We start from the raw sequence: 18,075 nt of genomic DNA, 5'->3' as shown, positions 1-18,075 counted from the left end.
CTCTCTTAATAACTTTCTTTTAACCATTTTGCTGCGTCCTTGGCATGATACGTAATAATATAATCTGCTCCTGCACGCTTTATGGAAGAAAGTATTTCAGTAACTATTTTTCTTTCATCGCATATATTGCGCCTGGAAGCATATTTAACCATGGCATATTCTCCACTTACATTATAGGCAGCCAGCGATATCCTGTTTTTCGAGAAGCAATTAAGATTATCTTTCGCTTGCCTGATAATATCCAAATAGCTCAATGCAGGCTTGACCATAACCATATCTGCGCCTTCATTAATATCATCCTGTATCTCTTCTGCTGCTTTTTCATAATCAAGATAATCCAGTTGATAACTGCGCCTATCTCCAAAACGAGGAGCAGAATTTGCAGCTTCACGAAAAGGTCCGTAGAAATTTGAAGCGAATTTTGCAGAATATCCCATGACTTTTACCTTTGTAAACCCGGACCTATCCAGTGCGTTACGGATACTTAGAACCTGTTCCTTTGCCATAGCTGATGGGGCAACCCAATCTGCACCGGACTTAGCATGTGCTAAAGCGATCCTGCTTAATGCCTCCAAAGTCTTTTTATTATCTATACTGACTTGCGACCGAAGGCCTCCGACTTTATTCAGGCCGAGGGAGTCCCGAGCGGCTTGTGGTGAGCGTAATCGAACCGAGTCGAGGGATGCCCTTGTTATTCCGCAATGTCCATTCTCTGTATATGCACATAAGCAAACATCAGTAAATATTGTAATATTCCTGAATTTTTTCTTAATAGCCCGGACAGCTGTAGAGACAATATTATCTTCTTTATATCCCTGGCTTCCATAAATATCTTTTTTATCTGGAATCCCAAAGAGAAGAATCTTATTTATCCCCAGCTTGACCGTACTATCCAGCTCACTTAAAAGTTTATCTACGGAAAATCTATATACGCCCGGGAATAAATCAATAGCCTGCTTCCTTGATCTGCCTTCAATAACAAAATAAGGATAAATCAGGTCTTTAGTTTCGATATTTTTTGGGTATAAGTCTCTTGCCATATTTTACAACCTGTCCTATCACCAGCACTGCCGGAGGTTTCACAGAATATTCATAAGCCTTGTCAATTATATTTGATAAATTACCGGTGATTATCCTTTCGTCATTCGTTGTGGCTTTTTCAATGAAGGCGCACGGTGTAAGCTTGTCCCTGCCGGACTTTAAAACTGCCTTTACGATATTTTTTATATTTGCCACCCCCATTAAATACACAAGCGTATCGCATAAAGGCGCATCGAGATCTGCCTTATTGCTTTTCCTGCCTGCCAGAACAGCGACTGAAGAATACTTTCCTTTCCTTGATAGCGGTATCCCAAAACTTTCAGGTGCGGCAAAAGCCGAAGTGACCCCGGGTATAATCTCAAAATCTATTCCTTTCCTCTTTAGATATAAGGCCTCTTCTATCCCGCGACTGAAAAGAAAAGGATCGCCGCCTTTTAACCTTACGACAATCCTGCCATGCCTGGCTTTGTTATAAATAAGCCTATTAATACTGCCCTGTTCCATAATATGCAATCCGTCGGATTTACCGGCGCAGATTATCTCAGTCTTGCTCCTTGCGAATCTTAATAATGCCTTTGAGCTTAAAAAATCATACACGATAACCTCGGCATTCTTTATCGCCTCCAGCCCCTTTACGCTGATAAGTTTCCAGTCCCCGGGGCCTGCTCCGACAATATAAACCTTTCCTTTTCTAATTTGCATGCAGCCTCCCGAATAGTTCCAGTAAATCCCTTCTTGTTCTTAAGACCTGTATAGCCAGGCACCCCTGTAAAGGATTGGGTTTAATGATATTAGTTGGAATAACCTGCGCTATTTTATCCTGATAACCCAGGCGAAGCAGCGCTGCATGGGCTATGATAACAGCATCATAATTTCCTTCTTCCAGCTGTTTCAACCTTTCGTCGATGTTGCCACGTATATCCTTCGGCTTAAGGTCGCTTCGATATCCGATGATAGCCTGTTTACGCGAAAAACTGCTTGTGCCCACTATGGAGCCTCCTGGCAATTTATCCAAAGGCAAATTACCGCGCGAAACCAGGCAGTCGTATATACTAATCGATTTTGTTATCGCAGCAGTAACCAACTCTTTCGGAGGATTAACTTCTAAGTCCTTGGCGCTGTGTATTGCTGCATCAATCTTGCCTATTATTAATGCATTTTCTATCTCCCTTGTAAAAAAATCCGAACCCTCCCTTAAAAACAACGGAGTATTTTTATCAAGGTCTCCTGTTGTATCTATTGATACCTGTTTGAGCCTAACCTCAGGCAATAATGACTGTATTTCTTTGACCTGCTCTATTGCCAGCCGGCTTGGCCGGGAACCGGCTTTTATTACCTTAAGCATATGTCTTCTCCTGCCAATTGTAAGCTACTTCATCAATCAGCCGTTCAGCTAAACTGATTTTTCTGTTTAAGCGCCTATTGTGTTCCTCAAATTCGGCCTTTAAATCATCCTGGTTACGCAAGATAACATTTTTTAGCTTACTTACTTTCGGGTCTATATCCCTTGGTAAAGCCAGGTCATATATATATAAAGGAGAGGTGCGTTTTTCTATGCTACTGATAAAATGATCCTCTCTTAATACGAAATGCGGGCTGGCAGTTGCTGCTACCAACGCATCAACATCTAAAAGCAGATACGGTAAATCTGCGAAAGAGCTGACGCCACCTCTGCATTCACCTGCTAAATATCTTGCCTTGGATAAATTTTTATGCGCGACAAAACTGATGAAAATATTATCAAAAGGTAACCTGGAAAAAAGTTCGGCTACTTTACCGGTACCTAACAAAGCGATCTTGAATTTATCTTTTCGCATGGGCAACACTGATAATTGCCTGATAACCAAACCAGCGATATTATCCGCATGGCCGTATAATCCTGATTTTAACCTTATTTGGCCGGACAAAATAAGCGCCTCGGACAACAACTGCCGCAAAGCATAAGGAAGAGGCCCTTGCAAGCACCAAGATTCAAGCTGATCCAAAATTTGGGCCTCTCCCTTCAATTGTGATTCTAAGCCGGAAGCAAGGCGCAAAGCGTGTAAGAAAACTTCTTTTTCGCCCAGCTTATTGTACCCATTTTCGAAAAAGTTCCCGTAAGAAAAATGTAACCTCTTAACATCCTGCTCTGCCTGCGAAAGGCCTTCGGCAACACCATAAATTTCTATCCTATTGCAAGTAAAAATGACAGCAGCGCGGCCGCCAAAACCGTCCTTTAAGAAAGCCTCTAAAAGATGCCGCTTCTTATAAACTTCTTCCCGTTTCTCTAATGATGCGCTTCTGTAATCTACTCCTATAAGATAAAAATCCATTCCAATTCTCCTTCAAGAAATTCTTCAAATCCCGGGACAATACCGGATCCCTGCCATGTGTATACACGGCCACAATAGCCCTTGATGCAGATAATATTGCCGGCGAAATAAAGCTACTTAATTCAGGTTCATCTACGACATTTACCAAAATGTTTTCTTTTTTAGCCCATCTGCTTACTTTTTTGTTAACTACTGGATCAGATGTAGCCGCAACAATAATATCAGCGTTTTTAATATCCTGCGGCTTAACTACCCTGCGCCGCCAAACGATAGATCCGGATTCAAAATGCTTTTTTAATACTGGGGTTAAATCTGGTGCAACTACACGAATACGCACCCTAAACTTAAGCAAGGTCGTTATCTTGCGTTCTGCAATCTTGCCCCCCCCTATGACCAACGCACTCTTGCCCTTAATCTTTAGAGCTATGGGATAGTAAAATTCATTCATCGCCTTAGCCTCGGTTAAAATTCAAAATACTGGGTTACAGAAAAATACCTTTCTCCCGTATCAGGAAATATCGTGATTACCCTTTTATCTTTGCCCAGCTCCTGCGCTATCTTTAAAGCCGCAACCAGAGCGGCCCCAGAAGATGGGCCGCCGAATATTCCTTCTTTTTTGGCTAGTTGCCTTGTGGCATCGTAAGCCTCCTGATCGGTAACAGTGATAATTCTATCTATAATTTTCGTATTTAATATTTCCGGCACAAAACCGGCGCCTATTCCCTGAATTTTATGCTGGCCCTGTTTTCTCCCAGATAATACTGCGCTATTCTCCGGCTCAACGGCAACAATCTTAATCTTATTATTATGGTCTTTAAGCACTTCTCCGACTCCGGTAATCGTTCCTCCTGTACCAACGCCGGCGACAAAAGCATCCAACTTACCTTTAGTTTGAGAAAGTATTTCTTTGGCCGTAGTCTCGCGATGGACCTTAGGATTAGCAAGATGTTTAAACTGCTGCGGCGTATAGGCATTCGGAAGTCTTCGATACAATTCTTCAGCTTTCTTTATCGCCCCATCCATACCTTCATTACCCGGAGTTAAAACGACTTCGGCATTATACGCTTTTAAAATATACACCCTCTCCAGACTCATTGTATCGGGCATCGTCAAGATGCACCGGTATCCCTTGACCGCGCAGACCATAGCCAACCCAATCCCGGTATTGCCGCTAGTGGGTTCGATTACAACTGAACCAGGCTTTAATAAGCCTTTTTCTTCAGCATCTTCAATCATTGCCTTAGCAATCCTGTCTTTTACGCTACCGCCAGGGTTAAATGATTCAACCTTAGCCAACACCTGTGCCATCCCGGGCTCAATGATACGATTAAGCATGACTAAAGGTGTGCTGCCGATTGCACCTAAAATATTGGTATAAATATCATTTTCCTTGCTATGCATAATTCATTCTCCCTACTTTAACGTACACGATTATAAAAAATAAAATGTAAAATATAACTTAATAATGTCGTGGCAATCGGTATTAAAATCCATACCCACAATATTTTTTTTACGATTGACTTATTAAGGGTCGCTTTTAGTCCGTCTTTTACACAGCTGATTCCTAGCAAAGAAAACGTTGTGAATTGAACATACGGTGTCGGTAAACCCAAAAGAGAAGCAATAATAACAAAACTTGCTGTAATAAATGAAATTATCGTGGCAGAAATCTCTCCTATCGGAACAATCTCCCGGGAAACAGTATTAATAACCTTCTCTCCGGAAATATATGCTCCCACACCAAAAAGCGGCCCGGCTATTGCAAGTGCCAAAATAGGATTTATGGGCATCGATGCAGCTAAAGGAGCTATAACATTAGCGACATTGTTTGTGCCTATCCCGAATGCTGAATATATGTCTGTAATAATTATAAATTTCTTGAATTTATTCCTATGAATATAAAAATTCTCATAGAGTTTCAGATTCCCCGGTTTCGGAGGATATATTTGTTTCTTAATGAAAAGAGTAATGATGAATGACAGCGCAGAAAATATAACCGCAACAGCCAAAATGAGTATTATGGTCTGCCAGTTTACTTTCTTGTAAAATAAACCAGCTCCTAAGAAGCTGGCTACAGCAACAAACGATGTAGATTGCGGAACTTTCAATAAATTGCTCAAAAACATCATCACCCCGGCAGAAAATAAAATTAATAGCCCGGATACAGGATTAACCTGTTGTAGCGAGATTTTATTTACCAAAGTATAAACTACACGCGGGCCGATTAAAACCCCACCCAAAAAAACAAATATGCCGTATAGAAAAGCTGCTCTTTTCTTATTCAATAAGCGGCTGCCATATGAAGGCGCGAAAGAAACAGAAAATCCGCTCACCCCCATATTTAAAGCCAGAAAAACTGAGATTATTATTAACGCTAAACCAATAATACTCAAATTCCCCCTCCGTCAATATTTTTTAAAGGCCGTGTATGTATCCCGCACTCACCGCCGCATTTACTGGTACCGATCCATCTACCAGCACGTTCATTATCATCATTGGTTATCCTGGTGCAGGGAGCGCAACCAAGAGAACGATACCCTTCTGCATAAAGCGGGTTAACCGGAACTTGATAGAGCGCTAAATACTGCCAGACTTCCCGCTCTTTCCAGATTAATATCGGATTAAGTTTAATTAAATCTTTATCTCTTTCCTCAACTTCCTTAAAATCTGTACGGGTGCGCCCTTCCGTGCAGCGCAGACCTGTCACCCAGCACTTAACCCCCATCTCCTCTATCGCCCGTTTGACAGGCTCAACTTTCAGGATATCGCAGCATTTATCAGGATCAGTCTGGTACAATCGCTCCTGTATTTCTGAGTCATTTTTATAAACCTTTAACTCCGGGTAACGGGAAACTTCATCATTCATGAATTTAACGGTTTCAGCAGGCTTGAATCTAGTTGTGACGATAAACCCACGGATCTTAGGGTTTACTTTCTTAGCAAGATCCCAGACTGCTACCGAGTCCTTGCCCAGACTGTTAGCAACCACTAAAGCATCGCCGTAACGCGCATACGCCTGCCTTATAAGCTCCTTAGACCGCTCAACCTTTTCTTTAAAATTTAGCTTCTCCACTAAAACCTTCAAATCATCGTTGTTATTTAACAAGCTCACCTTACTTCTCCTTTCTGTTATTGATACATTATTATTATAATTAAGTTAGTAATCATTAAAACAATAAAAAAATACCCTACATTGGGTCTGATTTTGTAAATTAAATATAGTAAGTTAACTGCTCATTACGGACCTGTGCGGCTATCTGATCAAAAGTGATGTGCTTAAAATTTGTCGCTATCTGGTCGTTTATATCTCTCCATATTCGGAATATAATCTTTTCGGATTCTCTCATCTTGTTAAGTTTCTTCCTTGATGAAGAAGCCATAATGCTGTCATCTATAGCTGTTATTACATCGGCTAAGGCTATCTGTGAAGGAGGTTTGGTAAGATAATAACCTCCGGCTACCCCTCTTTCGCTGGTAACTAAGTTAGCATTCTTTAACCTGATGAATAACTGGGTCAAAAATTTCTTTGGTATCCCCTGGGCTTCAGAGATAGTTGCCAGTTGAATAGGCGATTTATCCCCATACCTTATTGCCAGTTCTAACACAGCCTTGTAAGCATATTCAACTTTTGCTGATAGCTTCATAAATTCTCCGAAACATTACTTATATAATCAAGTAGATAAAGTATATAACATTTTGTAAATTTGTCAAGTTTTTTTATATTTTTTTTGTATTGCCCAATTTAATATAACATCGGCCTGTTTTGCAGCTGCCACATTTACCCTCGGAGAACATGGCGGCAATATTTTACTTGCTTCTGATTCTAAATCACCGATCAGGTAAAAATTATCTCTCAATTTTCTGGTAACAACATCATCGCTCCTGCCCCATCCGGCAAGTCCCGAAGCGGAGACTAATAATTTTGACGAATTCATAAATGCCTGTGCCGCCATTTTCTTACAAGCCGCGCTATCAAATGCCTCAACTACTATTTGGCACCCCGAAAATATTGTTTTTATATTCTTCTCATCTATTCTATTGTTTTTAACTATGATCTCCAAATGCGGGTTTATTCTTAGCAGATTTGACTGCAAGGCCCTGGTTTTCTGCATTCCGACCTGTTCCATAAAGTAAAATTGCCTATTTAGGTTTTTAACAGCTACGACATCGAAATCACACAACACAAACTTCTTAAACCCGCTTCTCGCAAGATTAAAAGCACAATTTGATCCAAGCCCTCCGAGTCCGGCAATCCCGACCCTGACAGATTGTATTTTCCTCAATTTATGCGGCCCAAAATATCCTGCTAATTCTTTTTCGAATAAATTCATAATACCTGCCAATCCTTCATCACCGGCTGGTAACCTCTTTCACGGATCATATTCTTTACTTCACTAACACTGCTTTTATCAAGGATCTCAAATTGGCCCTCGGTCTTCTGTTTCTGAGAATAACCCCCCACTTCAGTCTTTGAGCCTGCTGACATACGCGTAACCCCAAGGCCGATTATATTACTCCTGAACTGAGAATTTTCACGGGTAGATATATTTATACCCAGCCTGGGTATAAACAACCTTAAAGCAAGCATTGCCTGGACAAGATCTTTATCGCTAACCTGGACAAAAGGCTTGAAACCGCCTATTTGCGGTTGTAGTCTCGGCAAAGAAACGCTAAATTCAACACTAGGGAATTTTCTCTGTAGATAGCTCGCGTGCAGGCCTGTAAAAAAAATATCCTTTCTAAATTCTGACAAGCCCAGCAATGCGCCTATGCTTACGCTTCTTATCCCGGCCATACAAGCTCTCTCCGGGGCATCCAAACGGTAAAGATAATCGCTTTTTGGCCCGCCTGAATGTAACTCCTGGTACCTTGTTCTATCATATGTCTCCTGGTAAATAGCCAGACCATCCGCTCCTGTATTAATAAGCTCCTTATACTCTGCAGATTCAAGCGGATATATTTCTATTGATATGGAAGTAAAATATTCTCTTAAGGTCTCTATACATTCGCTTATATAAGGAAGCGCGCTCATTTTCCTTGATTCACCGGTCAGAACAAGAATGTGCCGTATGCCGGTATCCCGGATTGCTTTGGCTTCGGTTCCCAGCTCATCCTTGCTTAGCCTCTTCCTTTTTATTTTATTGCGATTGCTGAATCCACAATACAAACATTCATTTTCACAATAATTGCTTAAATATAACGGCGCATAAAGACAGATGACCCTGCCGAAGTTTTTTATTGTTATATTCCTTGCCTTAACCGCTATTTGCTCAAGAAATCCAGTTGCAGCATCAGAAAGCAGGCATAGGAAATCCTCTTCTCTTAAAGAATCTTTATTTATAATTTTTGTTATTCTGTCATCTCTTACGTTAACAAAAAACCCCTCAAAATCAAAAGCCTTGTATTTTTCATAAATATCGTAAAATGAATTTTTTATCATACCCGGCTACCTTAAGAATCCTGTGAGGGGCGATGATGCCTGAGGATAATCTTTTTCACCTTCTAACCCGCAGAGATATGCAAATCTTCCGGCCTCAACAGCCTTAGAAAATGATCTTGCCGCCATGGCAGGATCATTTGCCGTTGCTATTGCAGTATTGACCAAAACAGCTGAACAACCCATCTCCATAGCTTCGGCTGCGGCAGAAGGCCTGCCTATACCGGCATCAACAATTACAGGTAAATCAATCTCTTCAATAAGTATCTTTATAATCTCTTTAGTGCGTAGGCCTTTATTTGTGCCGATGGGAGCGCCTAAGGGCATAATAGAAGAAGCTCCGGCATCAAGCAATCTTTTTGCATCCATCAAATCCGGATTAATATACGGCATAACGATAAAATTCTCTTTTGCTAATATGTGTGCTGCCTTAATGGTCTCGGCGTTGTCCGGGAGAAGAAATTTATTATCATTTATTATCTCTATCTTTATCCAGTCCCCGCAACCCGCGGCTCTTGCCAGATGTGCAATACGCACTGCCTCATCGGCATTTCTCGCCCCGGAAGTATTTGTCATAAGAATAGACCCTTTGGGAATATATTCCAGGATATTATCCTCTCTTGAGCTATCATCCACCCTTCTTAATGCAACAGTAATAACTTCCGCTGCAGAGCTTACAATCGCATCCTTCATTAAAGAATAGGACGGGAATTTCCCTGTGCCTAAGAAAAACCTGTTCTTTATTTTTCTGCCACCTATCATCAAATAATCATCCATCTCTGCTACCCTCCACCAACAAATGATATTATTTCCAGCGAATCACCCTCTTTTAAAACAGTCTTGGGCCAATCTTTGGGATCAATAATATCGCGGTTAAGCTCTATAACAATTGTTTTAGGATTAAATTTTTTGTCGCTGACTAAATCTGCAACTGTCAGATACCTGTTGCTTTCTGACTTCACACCGTTAATCTTTATAAACATACTCTCTCCCATAAAATAAAAAACCCCTATGCCAACGCCTAGGGGCTGAATTATATCTCAAGTATCCCTACGTCCCGATGTTACATTCGGGACGTTCCGGCTTACGCATAGCGTAACTTCGGAACGCTGGCATTATCCAGTTCCCCTTCGCTCACATATAACTGATCTTAACGGAGCTTCAGAGAAATCGCCTAATATGTTTATTGCAGGCGATTCAGGTTCATCGGGTAATCTGTTTATTTGACAGAACTCTCAGGCCGTTTAACGACCTCCCCGCATATTTTATTTAAGCACCTTATTTATATGTTGTCAATAATTCTCGCGTACTAAAACCTGCCCGACTTTTCCAGTATCTTTATCTTATTCCAGTTTCTTATAATCTGGTGCGTTGACTTGACTTTAACACCTGAAAACACATGGGGGTGCCTTCTTTTCAGCTTACTTATCAATGAAGCGACTACGTCTTCAATATCAAACCATCCCTCTTTAGAAGCAATCTGTGAATGAAACATGACTTGTAATAAAATATCACCCAGTTCTTCTTTTATGCACTGAGGCTTATTGCTCCTTAATGCTGCGATAAACTCCGCCGTTTCTTCTTTCAGATAAGGGATAAGTGATTTATGAGTCTGTTTTTTATCCCAGAGGCACCCTTTAGGCCCATGAAGGGTCTTAAATAACTCTTTAAGCTCATTAAACCTTGTTTTGCTTTTTCTTGCCATTGTTTATACTAAATACATGCGGAATTAATGCGTAGAAATTTAAAATTCATGCTGGGACAGATATTTAAAGACCCCGAGCGCTGCCTTAGAACCTTCCCCTGCTGCGATTATTATTTGTTTTTCAGGCACATCAGTTACATCGCCTGCAGCAAATATACCTGGGAGGTTTGTCTCATTAAAACAATTTATTTTTATTTCCCCATTTTTGTTTTTTTCGACCGTTTTTGCAAAATCAGAATTAGGTATGAGCCCGATTTCTACAAAAATCCCTTCCACCGGGATGTTTTTCTTATTACTACCGCTCTTAACTGTAATAGACTTGACCAGGTTTTCCCCTAACACTTCAAGCACCTGGCTATCATTTAAGATAGTCACGTTATTAGCGCTCTCTACTTTCTGTTTCATTATAGCGTCGCCGCTTAAAGAAGGCGCGATATTTATAATGTGGACACGCCTGGCTATATTCATCAGCTGCAAAACGGCATCCATAGCGGAATTCCCTCCGCCTATAACTGCCACATCTTTACCCGCAAATAGCGGGCCGTCACATGTAGCGCAATAAGTAAGCCCTTTATTCTTGTATTCTTTTTCTCCCGGGACGCCTAATTCCCTTGACCTCTTACCGGAAGCAATGATCGCACTTTTTGCTTTATAGGTTTCTTTTTGGGTCTTTACAAAAACTAGGTTGCCTTCTTTGCCTATCTCTATTGCCTCCTGGCCCTCTTCAAGGGCTATATCATATTTACGCATATGCTCTTCAAACTTGGCAGCTAATTCCGGGCCGGTAACAAATTGGTAGCCAGTATAATTCTCCACATCGCCGCTCCATGCTGCCTGCCCCCCGATATCCTTGCTTATTACCAATGTGCTTATTTTCTTACGTGCGGAATACACGCTTGCAGTTATGCCTGCGGGACCTGCCCCGATTATTATAACATCATAAAGCATATTAAATACCCAGGGATTGTTTTATCTTTTCTTTGTCAAATCCGACTATAATTTCGCCTTCTATGTCCAAGACAGGGACGCCCATCTGGCCTGATTTCTGCACCATCTCTTCAGCCGCCTGCTGGTCACTCGACACATCTATATTCTGGAAGTCTATATTATTGTCTTTGAGAAACTGTTTTGCCCTTATGCAATACGGGCAGGTAGGAGTGCTATAAACCGTAACGTGTTTACTCATTATTACGCTCCTTTCTTTAACTTATCTTTAAGGCTGATAAGGGTCTTGAGGTGCTCCTGCTCCTGCGAAATTAACGCATCAATAATGTCTAAATCCTTGCTAGTGACGGCTTTTTTCAAAGCTTCATATAACAGGATTGAATCTTTTTCAAAACCAATGCCGAGGTCAACTGCCTCTGTATCGCTATTTATTCCTTTAGCTAAAGACATACCCGTGTTATTCTCGGTAAAGACATACTGGGAAGCCAGTAATTTCATATAATCAATATATTCCTGCGCATAAATAGGCACAGGCTCCAATTTCGTAGTAGAAGCTAAAAGTTTTTTAAATACCTCAATGTGCTGTTCTTCCTGCTCTGCAAGGTATTTAAAGATCTCCTTAGCAGACAAATTTTTGGACTTATTGGCTAAACCTGCATAAAAATCCCTTCCGTTCCTCTCTATCTGTATACCCATTTCAATTACTTCGCTTCCTGCATATATACCCATGTTCTCTCCTCTATTTTAGGTTGTGTGGCGTAAGATCTATAACATCGTGTATAACCACCTCAATGACATACTCCGGTTTAGGAAGCAGCGCTTCCGGATGCAAGGGGTGCTCTTTCTTGCTGAGCATGTTTTTTATCACTCTTTGGCTTATCCTTGAAGCTAACTTGGCTTCCCAGGCCTTTACAACATGCGGCTGGCAATCCTGCATGTTTATTATCCTTGCCTGGCCCTTAATAGAGTAACCTTTAAATTTATGTTCGTCAACAGCCGTAATGGCTATATTAGGATTATTCTTAAGATTAACCATAGTCCTGGCCTTATAAAGGTCCAGAAGATAGACTTTGCTGTGCTCTCTTATTTCAATGATACCCTTACAGGAATTATGTAAAGTCCCGTTTTTATCGATTGTCGAAATAATCACAAAATTCTGGTTCTCGAAGAAATTTTTTATAGAATCTGTGATTTTGGCCATAGCTGTATCAGATATATTCTTTAAGCAGGCCTCTGAGGTTATCCTGCCGCTGAGATTTATCCGCACCTTTTTTGACGGGTAAGGCACCGTCGGGAATATCTTTTTTGTAAAACACCCCTAATGGTATGCTCGCATCGCGGTTATAATCCCATTCCCTGATTTTGTTTAATGCACTTGCGTAGTCAGAGTAATCGTGCTGGCTCAATTCATATGTTTTCTTATCATAATACTCGTACATATTATAGTAGGTAACACAGACTTGTAAAACATCAACAATAGAAAAACCTTTATGTAATATGGCTTCTTTGAACAGTTTTTTTAATAACTCCAAGCCGTGGGAAGTGCCGCGGGAAATAAATGTCGCTCCGGAAGCAAGCATCACCTCCAATGGATTTAAAGGAAGCTCTTTTGTGCCCTGCGGAGTAGAACGCCCTCTGTATCCAAGCGGGGAAGTAGGGGTGAATTGACCCGTAGTCAGACCGTAAACCCTGTTGTTATGGACGATGACCGTTATGTCTATATTTCTTTTAGCCGCAAATATTAAATGCTCTATTCCTTCTCCGTACGAATCGCCGTCACCGGAAAAAACTATTACCTTTAACTTATCGTTTGCAATCTTGATGCCTTCAGCCGGAGGTACAGCCCTGCCATGCAGGGAATAAAAACTATTCACATTAATATAATCTACTATCTTGGCATGACAGCCTATGCCCGATACCAGGACAAAATTTTCCAGAGTATGCCCTTCATCGACAAGAGAAGAAATCACATATTTTATGCTGTTTAGGATAGCAAAATTACCGCAGCCCGGGCACCAGGTATTTTGAGCATAAGTATTAAGTATTTTGGGGTCCATATCCTCTTTCTAAATAACCTTCTTTAATTCCTTCCTAAGCCCGTCGAGGCTAAAAGGCCTGCCGTCATATCTTAAAATCTTTACGTCTGGTTTTCTGCCAAAAGTCTCTATAAGCCTGCTTAACTGGGATGTGATATTGTTCTCTACGCATATCATTTTTTTTGCCCCTCTTATAGAAGCCGTAAACTCTTCTGCAGGAAAAGGCCAAAGCACTTTAGGATGTATCATCCTTAAATGCAATTCTTCAGCCAACTCTTTACAGACACCCTTATTTGATCCCCAGCATAACAAGACGGTATCTGAACCCTTATCCCCATATACACCTATGGTTTCATAGGTAGACAATTTTTTCGCTATGAGGCTTTCTTTGGACTGGCGTTTCTTTTGCATCGACTCTGTGATATCTGCCTTCTCCGTAGTAATGCCATATTCATCATGCTCATAGCTATTAACTTTTATAACCGCGCCTTTCTGGCCCGGAAAACTTAAGCCAGATACAGGATTATCTGAATTAAAATACCTTTTGTATTCTCCGTTTCTATCCCACAATACCGGTTCATACTCGTTTACCTTAGGTATAAGATTTATATCGAAGTTATAACTGCTTTCGCTAAGCATCTTATCGGAAAGAACAATAGCCGGTATCTGAAATTCCCATGCCAAATTCAAGGCTAATGCTGACCAGTAAAATGCCTCCTCTGTATCTCCAGGAGCCAATACCACTCTTGGAAACTCACCGTGCCCTGCATTGATTGCAAAATGTACTTCCGTTTGCCCCGTATAAGTAGGCAGGCCAGTGCTCGGGCCGGTCCTTTGGCCGAGAATAACCACTACAGGCAGCTCAGCTATACCGCTGAAGCTTAAGCCTTCAGTCATCAAACAAAATCCCCCCCCAGAAGTGCCTACCGCAACTTTTTTACCTGCATACGCAAAACCGCAAGCCATAAGCATAACGGATATTTCACTTTCCGGATGCATGACATCCAGAGAGAAATCTCCGGATTTTGCTGCGAGAAAATGTAATATACCTGAAGACGGCGTCATCGGATAAGCTAAATAAGCATCAAGCCCTCCCCTTATCAAGCCCATTCCAATGGCCTCATTGCCAGTTAAAACGGGGAGTGTTTCATTTTTATCTGTCTTTATTCCGGTCAGTTCTTCAGCTAATTCATATCCTTTAAGAGCAATTTTTAGGTTAATATCTCCTTTACCTGAAAATTCCTCCTGCAACACCCCCTCCAGAAGCTCCTTACTTATACTTAAAGCCTTGCACAAAATCCCTAACATGCATGTATTGCGCATTATAGGCTCGCCATTTTCTTTTTTGACAACTTCATCAAGGTTAAACCCATACATACCGGCAGAAGCGGTCTTTACATTGTCTGAATTATAAATAACTATGCCATCCCCGTTTAATCTTTCCTTATGCAAATCGAATGTCTCCTGGTTTATGGCAAGAAGCACATCAATATTATCCTTATGGCAGGAGATCCTTTTAGCTGACGCTCTTATTATAGAGAAAGTATGCCCCCCTCTTATAATAGAGGGATAATCCCTATAGATATAAACATACAGCCCCAGCCTGTTGATTATTTTAGCGATTATAAGCCCGGCCTTGTCTATGCCATCTCCGGCCTTACCGCCGATCAAAATGGAAAAATCTTTATCCTCTATGTTTTTATTAAATGCTTTCATTGGGTACCAATATTCTGCAGATTATATTTAATCGCAATCCTATCCAACAATCAATTGTTTACTATTCTGCCACAGCCCGTGGATATTGCAGTACGATATCGTATAGATCAACCCGGATTTATCTGTCTTCATAACAATGGTTGCTTCGGGATTACTATAGACTGTACTTGTATTCGGGCCCTGGATGGATTCGCCATGTGTGGAAAAATAGCATTCTCCTATCTGGTAAGGGAACTTCTCCCCCTCAGGGAGAAAATATACTTTTATCCAGGCTATGTGGTGCTCGGTAGTATTGGGATGGGCTATCTCCTTGCCTACGCTTACGGAAATCTTAAGGCTTTCGCCTTTTTTTACTTTATCCTGAGCTTCGATAACGGGAACATGCTTCTCTTTTTTCCAATCTGCTGTCTGCAGTAAATCCTTAAATTCAGCCATCACTTCCCTCCTTTTTAAATGGTATTATGCATTTAGCCCATCGATGAGGTTAGCCATAATGAAATCATTATCAGTCAAACCGCCTGCCGCATGTGTAGTAAGGCTTATCTTAAGCCTGTTGTAATTAAGGCTCATGTTCGGATGGTGGCCCTGGTCTTCTGCAAGTACGGCTACTAAATCCAGAAAATATTTAGACTCAATAAAATCATTGAACTTAAATTCTTTAACGATTTTTTTATCCTCTAAAAGCTGCCATCCTTTTATCTGAGATAACAACTCATTAACTTTAGCAAGGGGCAAAGACTGGCCTCCGACTTCGCAGGGTACACATTTATTTTTCAGGACGTTTCCTTTAGCTGGCGATTGCGGACTTGCCAGAACTTCTTTTAAAGACCCGAGCGCATCATTAAAATTTACCGCACTGGTAAGCTCTTCCGTCAGCTGGAAATAACGTAAAATATCAGTTTTGTCTATTATTGCCACTCCCCTGGCTAGCAGATTAAGCTCTTTAATCAAAACCCCATAATTTATCCCGAAAGAGGAAAATCTGTAGTCGGAGAGGACCTGGATATTATTGATATCATTTGATGAGCAAAATCTTTTCTGCGCAAAAGGCAGATCCTTGCTTATTGCTAAAATAATTATATCACCGGATAGATTTAATGCCTGTTTATTAAACTCTTTTACCTGTAAATCGCATACCGGCGTGTCAAGGGAAGGGAAGAAAGTTACAACTTTTATTTTGTCATTAAAGCCTGATAGGTTTACTTCATTGAGGTCCTGGGAAGTAACCCTAAAAAAAGGGGCAGGGTCACCTATTTTTATTGCCCTGCCAACAAGATTAAAAGTATTTCCTTTAATAGTGATTTTTTTAGCCATTTTTTTATTATTATTCCGGAGGAGACACGCATTCTGCCTCCTCAAAATATCCTTCTCTTCTTATTTCTTCTTCTTAGCTTTCTTTCTGGGTTTACATTTACCGCAACTCATAAACCACCTCCTCCTTAGCTTTTATCTGCAAGCGCCTTTATTATACCACTTCTCAAACAATAAAAGCAATTCTTTAAGAACGTCTGTTCTTTCTATGGGCTATTTTCCTTTTTGCCCTGCTGGTACAACATAGTACGGGAGCATATAAACACCCGCAACCAATATCAATCTCTTGAAAGCCGCACACCATACAACCATCTTTTCTTGTCATCATATGCCACCTCCTTAATAAACAGCTTCAACATGCAGAACATGCTTGGCAAGATTGCCCTTCTCTTTTAAACCTTTGGCCCTCCAAGGGCATCCCGCCTTCTTTATAATCCTTGAGCCCTCCTTTATAGTCTAAAACATTCTTATAACCCATTGACATCAACTTTTCCGCAGCCTTAGTGCTTGCCTGGCATTCAAAACTGGCACAGTAAACCACAATCAAATCATCTCTTTTAAGCAATTTGCTGGCTTTTTGCTCTAATTCATTTAAAGGCAAGGAGATAGCTCCTTTTATATGCTCGTCATCAAAGTGTTCTTTAACCAGGACATCTACCAATTTAAACCGCACACCTGATTCAATCATACCTTTTAATTCATCTCTGGTTATCTTTCTTACCATTATACTCCTCCTTTTCTTCTTTTAATTTAGATGCCCGGAAATATATAAAGTTTCATTTTTTTGCTAGAAAATCCTGCATTGCGGTAAGCAGTTCTTTAGGCAAGTCCTTACATTGTAATGCGTGAGTTATAAGTAAGGCTTTTTTATAAGTCAAAAGGAATTTTTCACAGGCCGGACAACTGGCGATATGTTTCTGGAATTTATTACTCAACCCGGGTTCAATCCTGCCTTCTATGTAGCCATATATAAAATCAATGGCTCTATCACATTTTTTGACCGCTCTTTGTTTATTTACGTCGCGGGATTTAAGATAATCGGTAATGCCTGCCCTTATCAGGAGATGCGCCCTATGCAACCTTGTCTTAAAAGAATTGCCTTTTAACCCTAATATGAAAGCTGCATCCTTTATGGGGATATCTTCAATGTCATGCAAAAGGAACGCTAGCCGGTATTTTATCGGTAAACTTTCGACTATATCATCGATCTTATCTTTAAGCTCCCTGTTTAATAAATGACGCAATGATGATTTTGACCAATCTATGTAAAGCGGCCTTGCCGGAAATTCTTTGAAAAATGAATCTTTGGCTATTCCGTACCGCCTTTTCCTGCTCCTTATGAACATAAGGCCTTCATTATATGCTACCCTATATATCCAGGTAGAAAGCCGGGACCTATTCTTGAAAGTTGCTAATTTTTCGATGATTTTGATGAAAGTGTTCTGTAAAATGTCCTGCGCATCCTGAGGGTTTCTTGATATGCTAAGCGCAAGCCTGTATATCTTATTTTTATACTGGCCAAATATCTGTTCGGGGGATAATTCGGTTGGGTTTTTAACCGCATTTATCATT

The 18,075-nt window shown here is 40.7% G+C and carries 23 protein-coding genes and 1 pseudogene; all 24 read right to left on the bottom strand.

The window, feature by feature from the left end; genetic code table 11:
• Positions 1–5: 5 nt before the first annotated feature.
• Positions 6–1,040: a porphobilinogen synthase gene (gene hemB / locus C4533_01015; protein ID RJP29603.1), complete on the bottom strand. Its 1,035-nt coding sequence runs from the start codon at positions 1,038–1,040 to the stop codon at positions 6–8.
• Positions 1,003–1,743, bottom strand: coding sequence for a uroporphyrinogen-III C-methyltransferase (gene cobA, locus C4533_01010; GenBank protein ID RJP29602.1), 741 nt, complete (start codon positions 1,741–1,743; stop codon positions 1,003–1,005). The genes hemB and cobA overlap by 38 nt, the downstream gene beginning before the upstream one ends.
• A complete protein-coding gene (hemC, locus tag C4533_01005; protein ID RJP29601.1) occupies positions 1,733–2,386 on the bottom strand; it encodes a hydroxymethylbilane synthase in 654 nt (217 codons plus the stop codon). The genes cobA and hemC overlap by 11 nt, the downstream gene beginning before the upstream one ends.
• Entirely contained in the window at positions 2,379–3,353 is a 975-nt protein-coding gene (locus C4533_01000; protein ID RJP29600.1) for a hypothetical protein, read from the bottom strand. Before C4533_01000 ends, hemC begins: the two co-directional genes overlap by 8 nt.
• Entirely contained in the window at positions 3,286–3,801 is a 516-nt protein-coding gene (locus C4533_00995; protein RJP29599.1) for a bifunctional precorrin-2 dehydrogenase/sirohydrochlorin ferrochelatase, read from the bottom strand. The genes C4533_01000 and C4533_00995 overlap by 68 nt, the downstream gene beginning before the upstream one ends.
• 14 nt (positions 3,802–3,815) lie before the next feature.
• Entirely contained in the window at positions 3,816–4,754 is a 939-nt protein-coding gene (gene cysK, locus C4533_00990; GenBank protein ID RJP29598.1) for a cysteine synthase A, read from the bottom strand.
• A 17-nt stretch (positions 4,755–4,771) separates the two neighbouring features.
• A complete protein-coding gene (locus C4533_00985) occupies positions 4,772–5,746 on the bottom strand; it encodes an anion permease (protein RJP29597.1) in 975 nt (324 codons plus the stop codon).
• Positions 5,743–6,486 (bottom strand): phosphoadenylyl-sulfate reductase, encoded by a 744-nt coding sequence (locus tag C4533_00980; GenBank protein ID RJP29596.1) that lies wholly within the window; start codon positions 6,484–6,486, stop codon positions 5,743–5,745. Before C4533_00980 ends, C4533_00985 begins: the two co-directional genes overlap by 4 nt.
• A gap of 79 nt (positions 6,487–6,565) precedes the next feature.
• Positions 6,566–6,997: an Rrf2 family transcriptional regulator gene (locus C4533_00975; GenBank protein ID RJP29595.1), complete on the bottom strand. Its 432-nt coding sequence runs from the start codon at positions 6,995–6,997 to the stop codon at positions 6,566–6,568.
• A gap of 63 nt (positions 6,998–7,060) precedes the next feature.
• On the bottom strand, positions 7,061–7,684 hold the full coding sequence (gene thiF / locus C4533_00970) for a sulfur carrier protein ThiS adenylyltransferase ThiF (protein RJP29594.1): 624 nt from the start codon (positions 7,682–7,684) through the stop codon (positions 7,061–7,063).
• Positions 7,681–8,793, bottom strand: coding sequence for a 2-iminoacetate synthase ThiH (thiH, locus tag C4533_00965; protein ID RJP29593.1), 1,113 nt, complete (start codon positions 8,791–8,793; stop codon positions 7,681–7,683). The genes thiF and thiH overlap by 4 nt, the downstream gene beginning before the upstream one ends.
• A gap of 6 nt (positions 8,794–8,799) precedes the next feature.
• Positions 8,800–9,567: a thiazole synthase gene (locus tag C4533_00960; protein ID RJP29592.1), complete on the bottom strand. Its 768-nt coding sequence runs from the start codon at positions 9,565–9,567 to the stop codon at positions 8,800–8,802.
• A gap of 5 nt (positions 9,568–9,572) precedes the next feature.
• A complete protein-coding gene (gene thiS / locus C4533_00955) occupies positions 9,573–9,773 on the bottom strand; it encodes a sulfur carrier protein ThiS (GenBank protein ID RJP29591.1) in 201 nt (66 codons plus the stop codon).
• 326 nt (positions 9,774–10,099) lie between these two features.
• The gene (locus C4533_00950; protein ID RJP29590.1) at positions 10,100–10,495 is read right to left on the bottom strand and encodes a hypothetical protein; all 396 of its coding nucleotides are present in this window, start codon (positions 10,493–10,495) and stop codon (positions 10,100–10,102) included.
• Positions 10,496–10,534: 39 nt separating this feature from the next.
• Positions 10,535–11,443 (bottom strand): FAD-binding protein, encoded by a 909-nt coding sequence (locus C4533_00945; GenBank protein ID RJP29589.1) that lies wholly within the window; start codon positions 11,441–11,443, stop codon positions 10,535–10,537.
• 1 nt (position 11,444) lies between these two features.
• Positions 11,445–11,681, bottom strand: coding sequence for a glutaredoxin family protein (locus tag C4533_00940; GenBank protein ID RJP29588.1), 237 nt, complete (start codon positions 11,679–11,681; stop codon positions 11,445–11,447).
• Positions 11,682–11,683: 2 nt separating this feature from the next.
• Entirely contained in the window at positions 11,684–12,169 is a 486-nt protein-coding gene (locus tag C4533_00935; GenBank protein RJP29587.1) for a hypothetical protein, read from the bottom strand.
• Between the two features lie 10 nt (positions 12,170–12,179).
• Positions 12,180–12,641 (bottom strand): pyridoxamine 5'-phosphate oxidase family protein, encoded by a 462-nt coding sequence (locus C4533_00930; protein ID RJP29586.1) that lies wholly within the window; start codon positions 12,639–12,641, stop codon positions 12,180–12,182.
• Positions 12,642–12,648: 7 nt separating this feature from the next.
• Positions 12,649–13,497: a 2-oxoacid:ferredoxin oxidoreductase subunit beta gene (locus C4533_00925; protein RJP29585.1), complete on the bottom strand. Its 849-nt coding sequence runs from the start codon at positions 13,495–13,497 to the stop codon at positions 12,649–12,651.
• A gap of 9 nt (positions 13,498–13,506) precedes the next feature.
• Positions 13,507–15,171 carry a 2-oxoacid:acceptor oxidoreductase subunit alpha gene (locus C4533_00920; protein RJP29842.1) on the bottom strand — a complete coding sequence of 555 codons (1,665 nt, stop codon included), beginning with the start codon at positions 15,169–15,171 and terminating at the stop codon, positions 13,507–13,509.
• Between the two features lie 60 nt (positions 15,172–15,231).
• Positions 15,232–15,627 carry a hypothetical protein gene (locus C4533_00915; GenBank protein RJP29584.1) on the bottom strand — a complete coding sequence of 132 codons (396 nt, stop codon included), beginning with the start codon at positions 15,625–15,627 and terminating at the stop codon, positions 15,232–15,234.
• Between the two features lie 375 nt (positions 15,628–16,002).
• Positions 16,003–16,506 (bottom strand): annotated as a pseudogene (locus tag C4533_00910) (thiol peroxidase).
• A gap of 349 nt (positions 16,507–16,855) precedes the next feature.
• Entirely contained in the window at positions 16,856–17,227 is a 372-nt protein-coding gene (locus tag C4533_00905) for a rhodanese-like domain-containing protein (protein RJP29583.1), read from the bottom strand.
• A gap of 52 nt (positions 17,228–17,279) precedes the next feature.
• A complete protein-coding gene (locus C4533_00900; protein ID RJP29582.1) occupies positions 17,280–18,074 on the bottom strand; it encodes a sigma-70 family RNA polymerase sigma factor in 795 nt (264 codons plus the stop codon).
• Position 18,075 lies beyond the last annotated feature (1 nt).

It is taken from the genome of Candidatus Omnitrophota bacterium (genome assembly GCA_003598025.1).
Taxonomy (GTDB): Bacteria; Omnitrophota; Gorgyraeia; order Gygaellales; family Profunditerraquicolaceae; genus Profunditerraquicola.
Note: the sequence above shows the minus strand (reverse complement) of the source record. Positions and strands in the feature narration are given on the sequence as shown.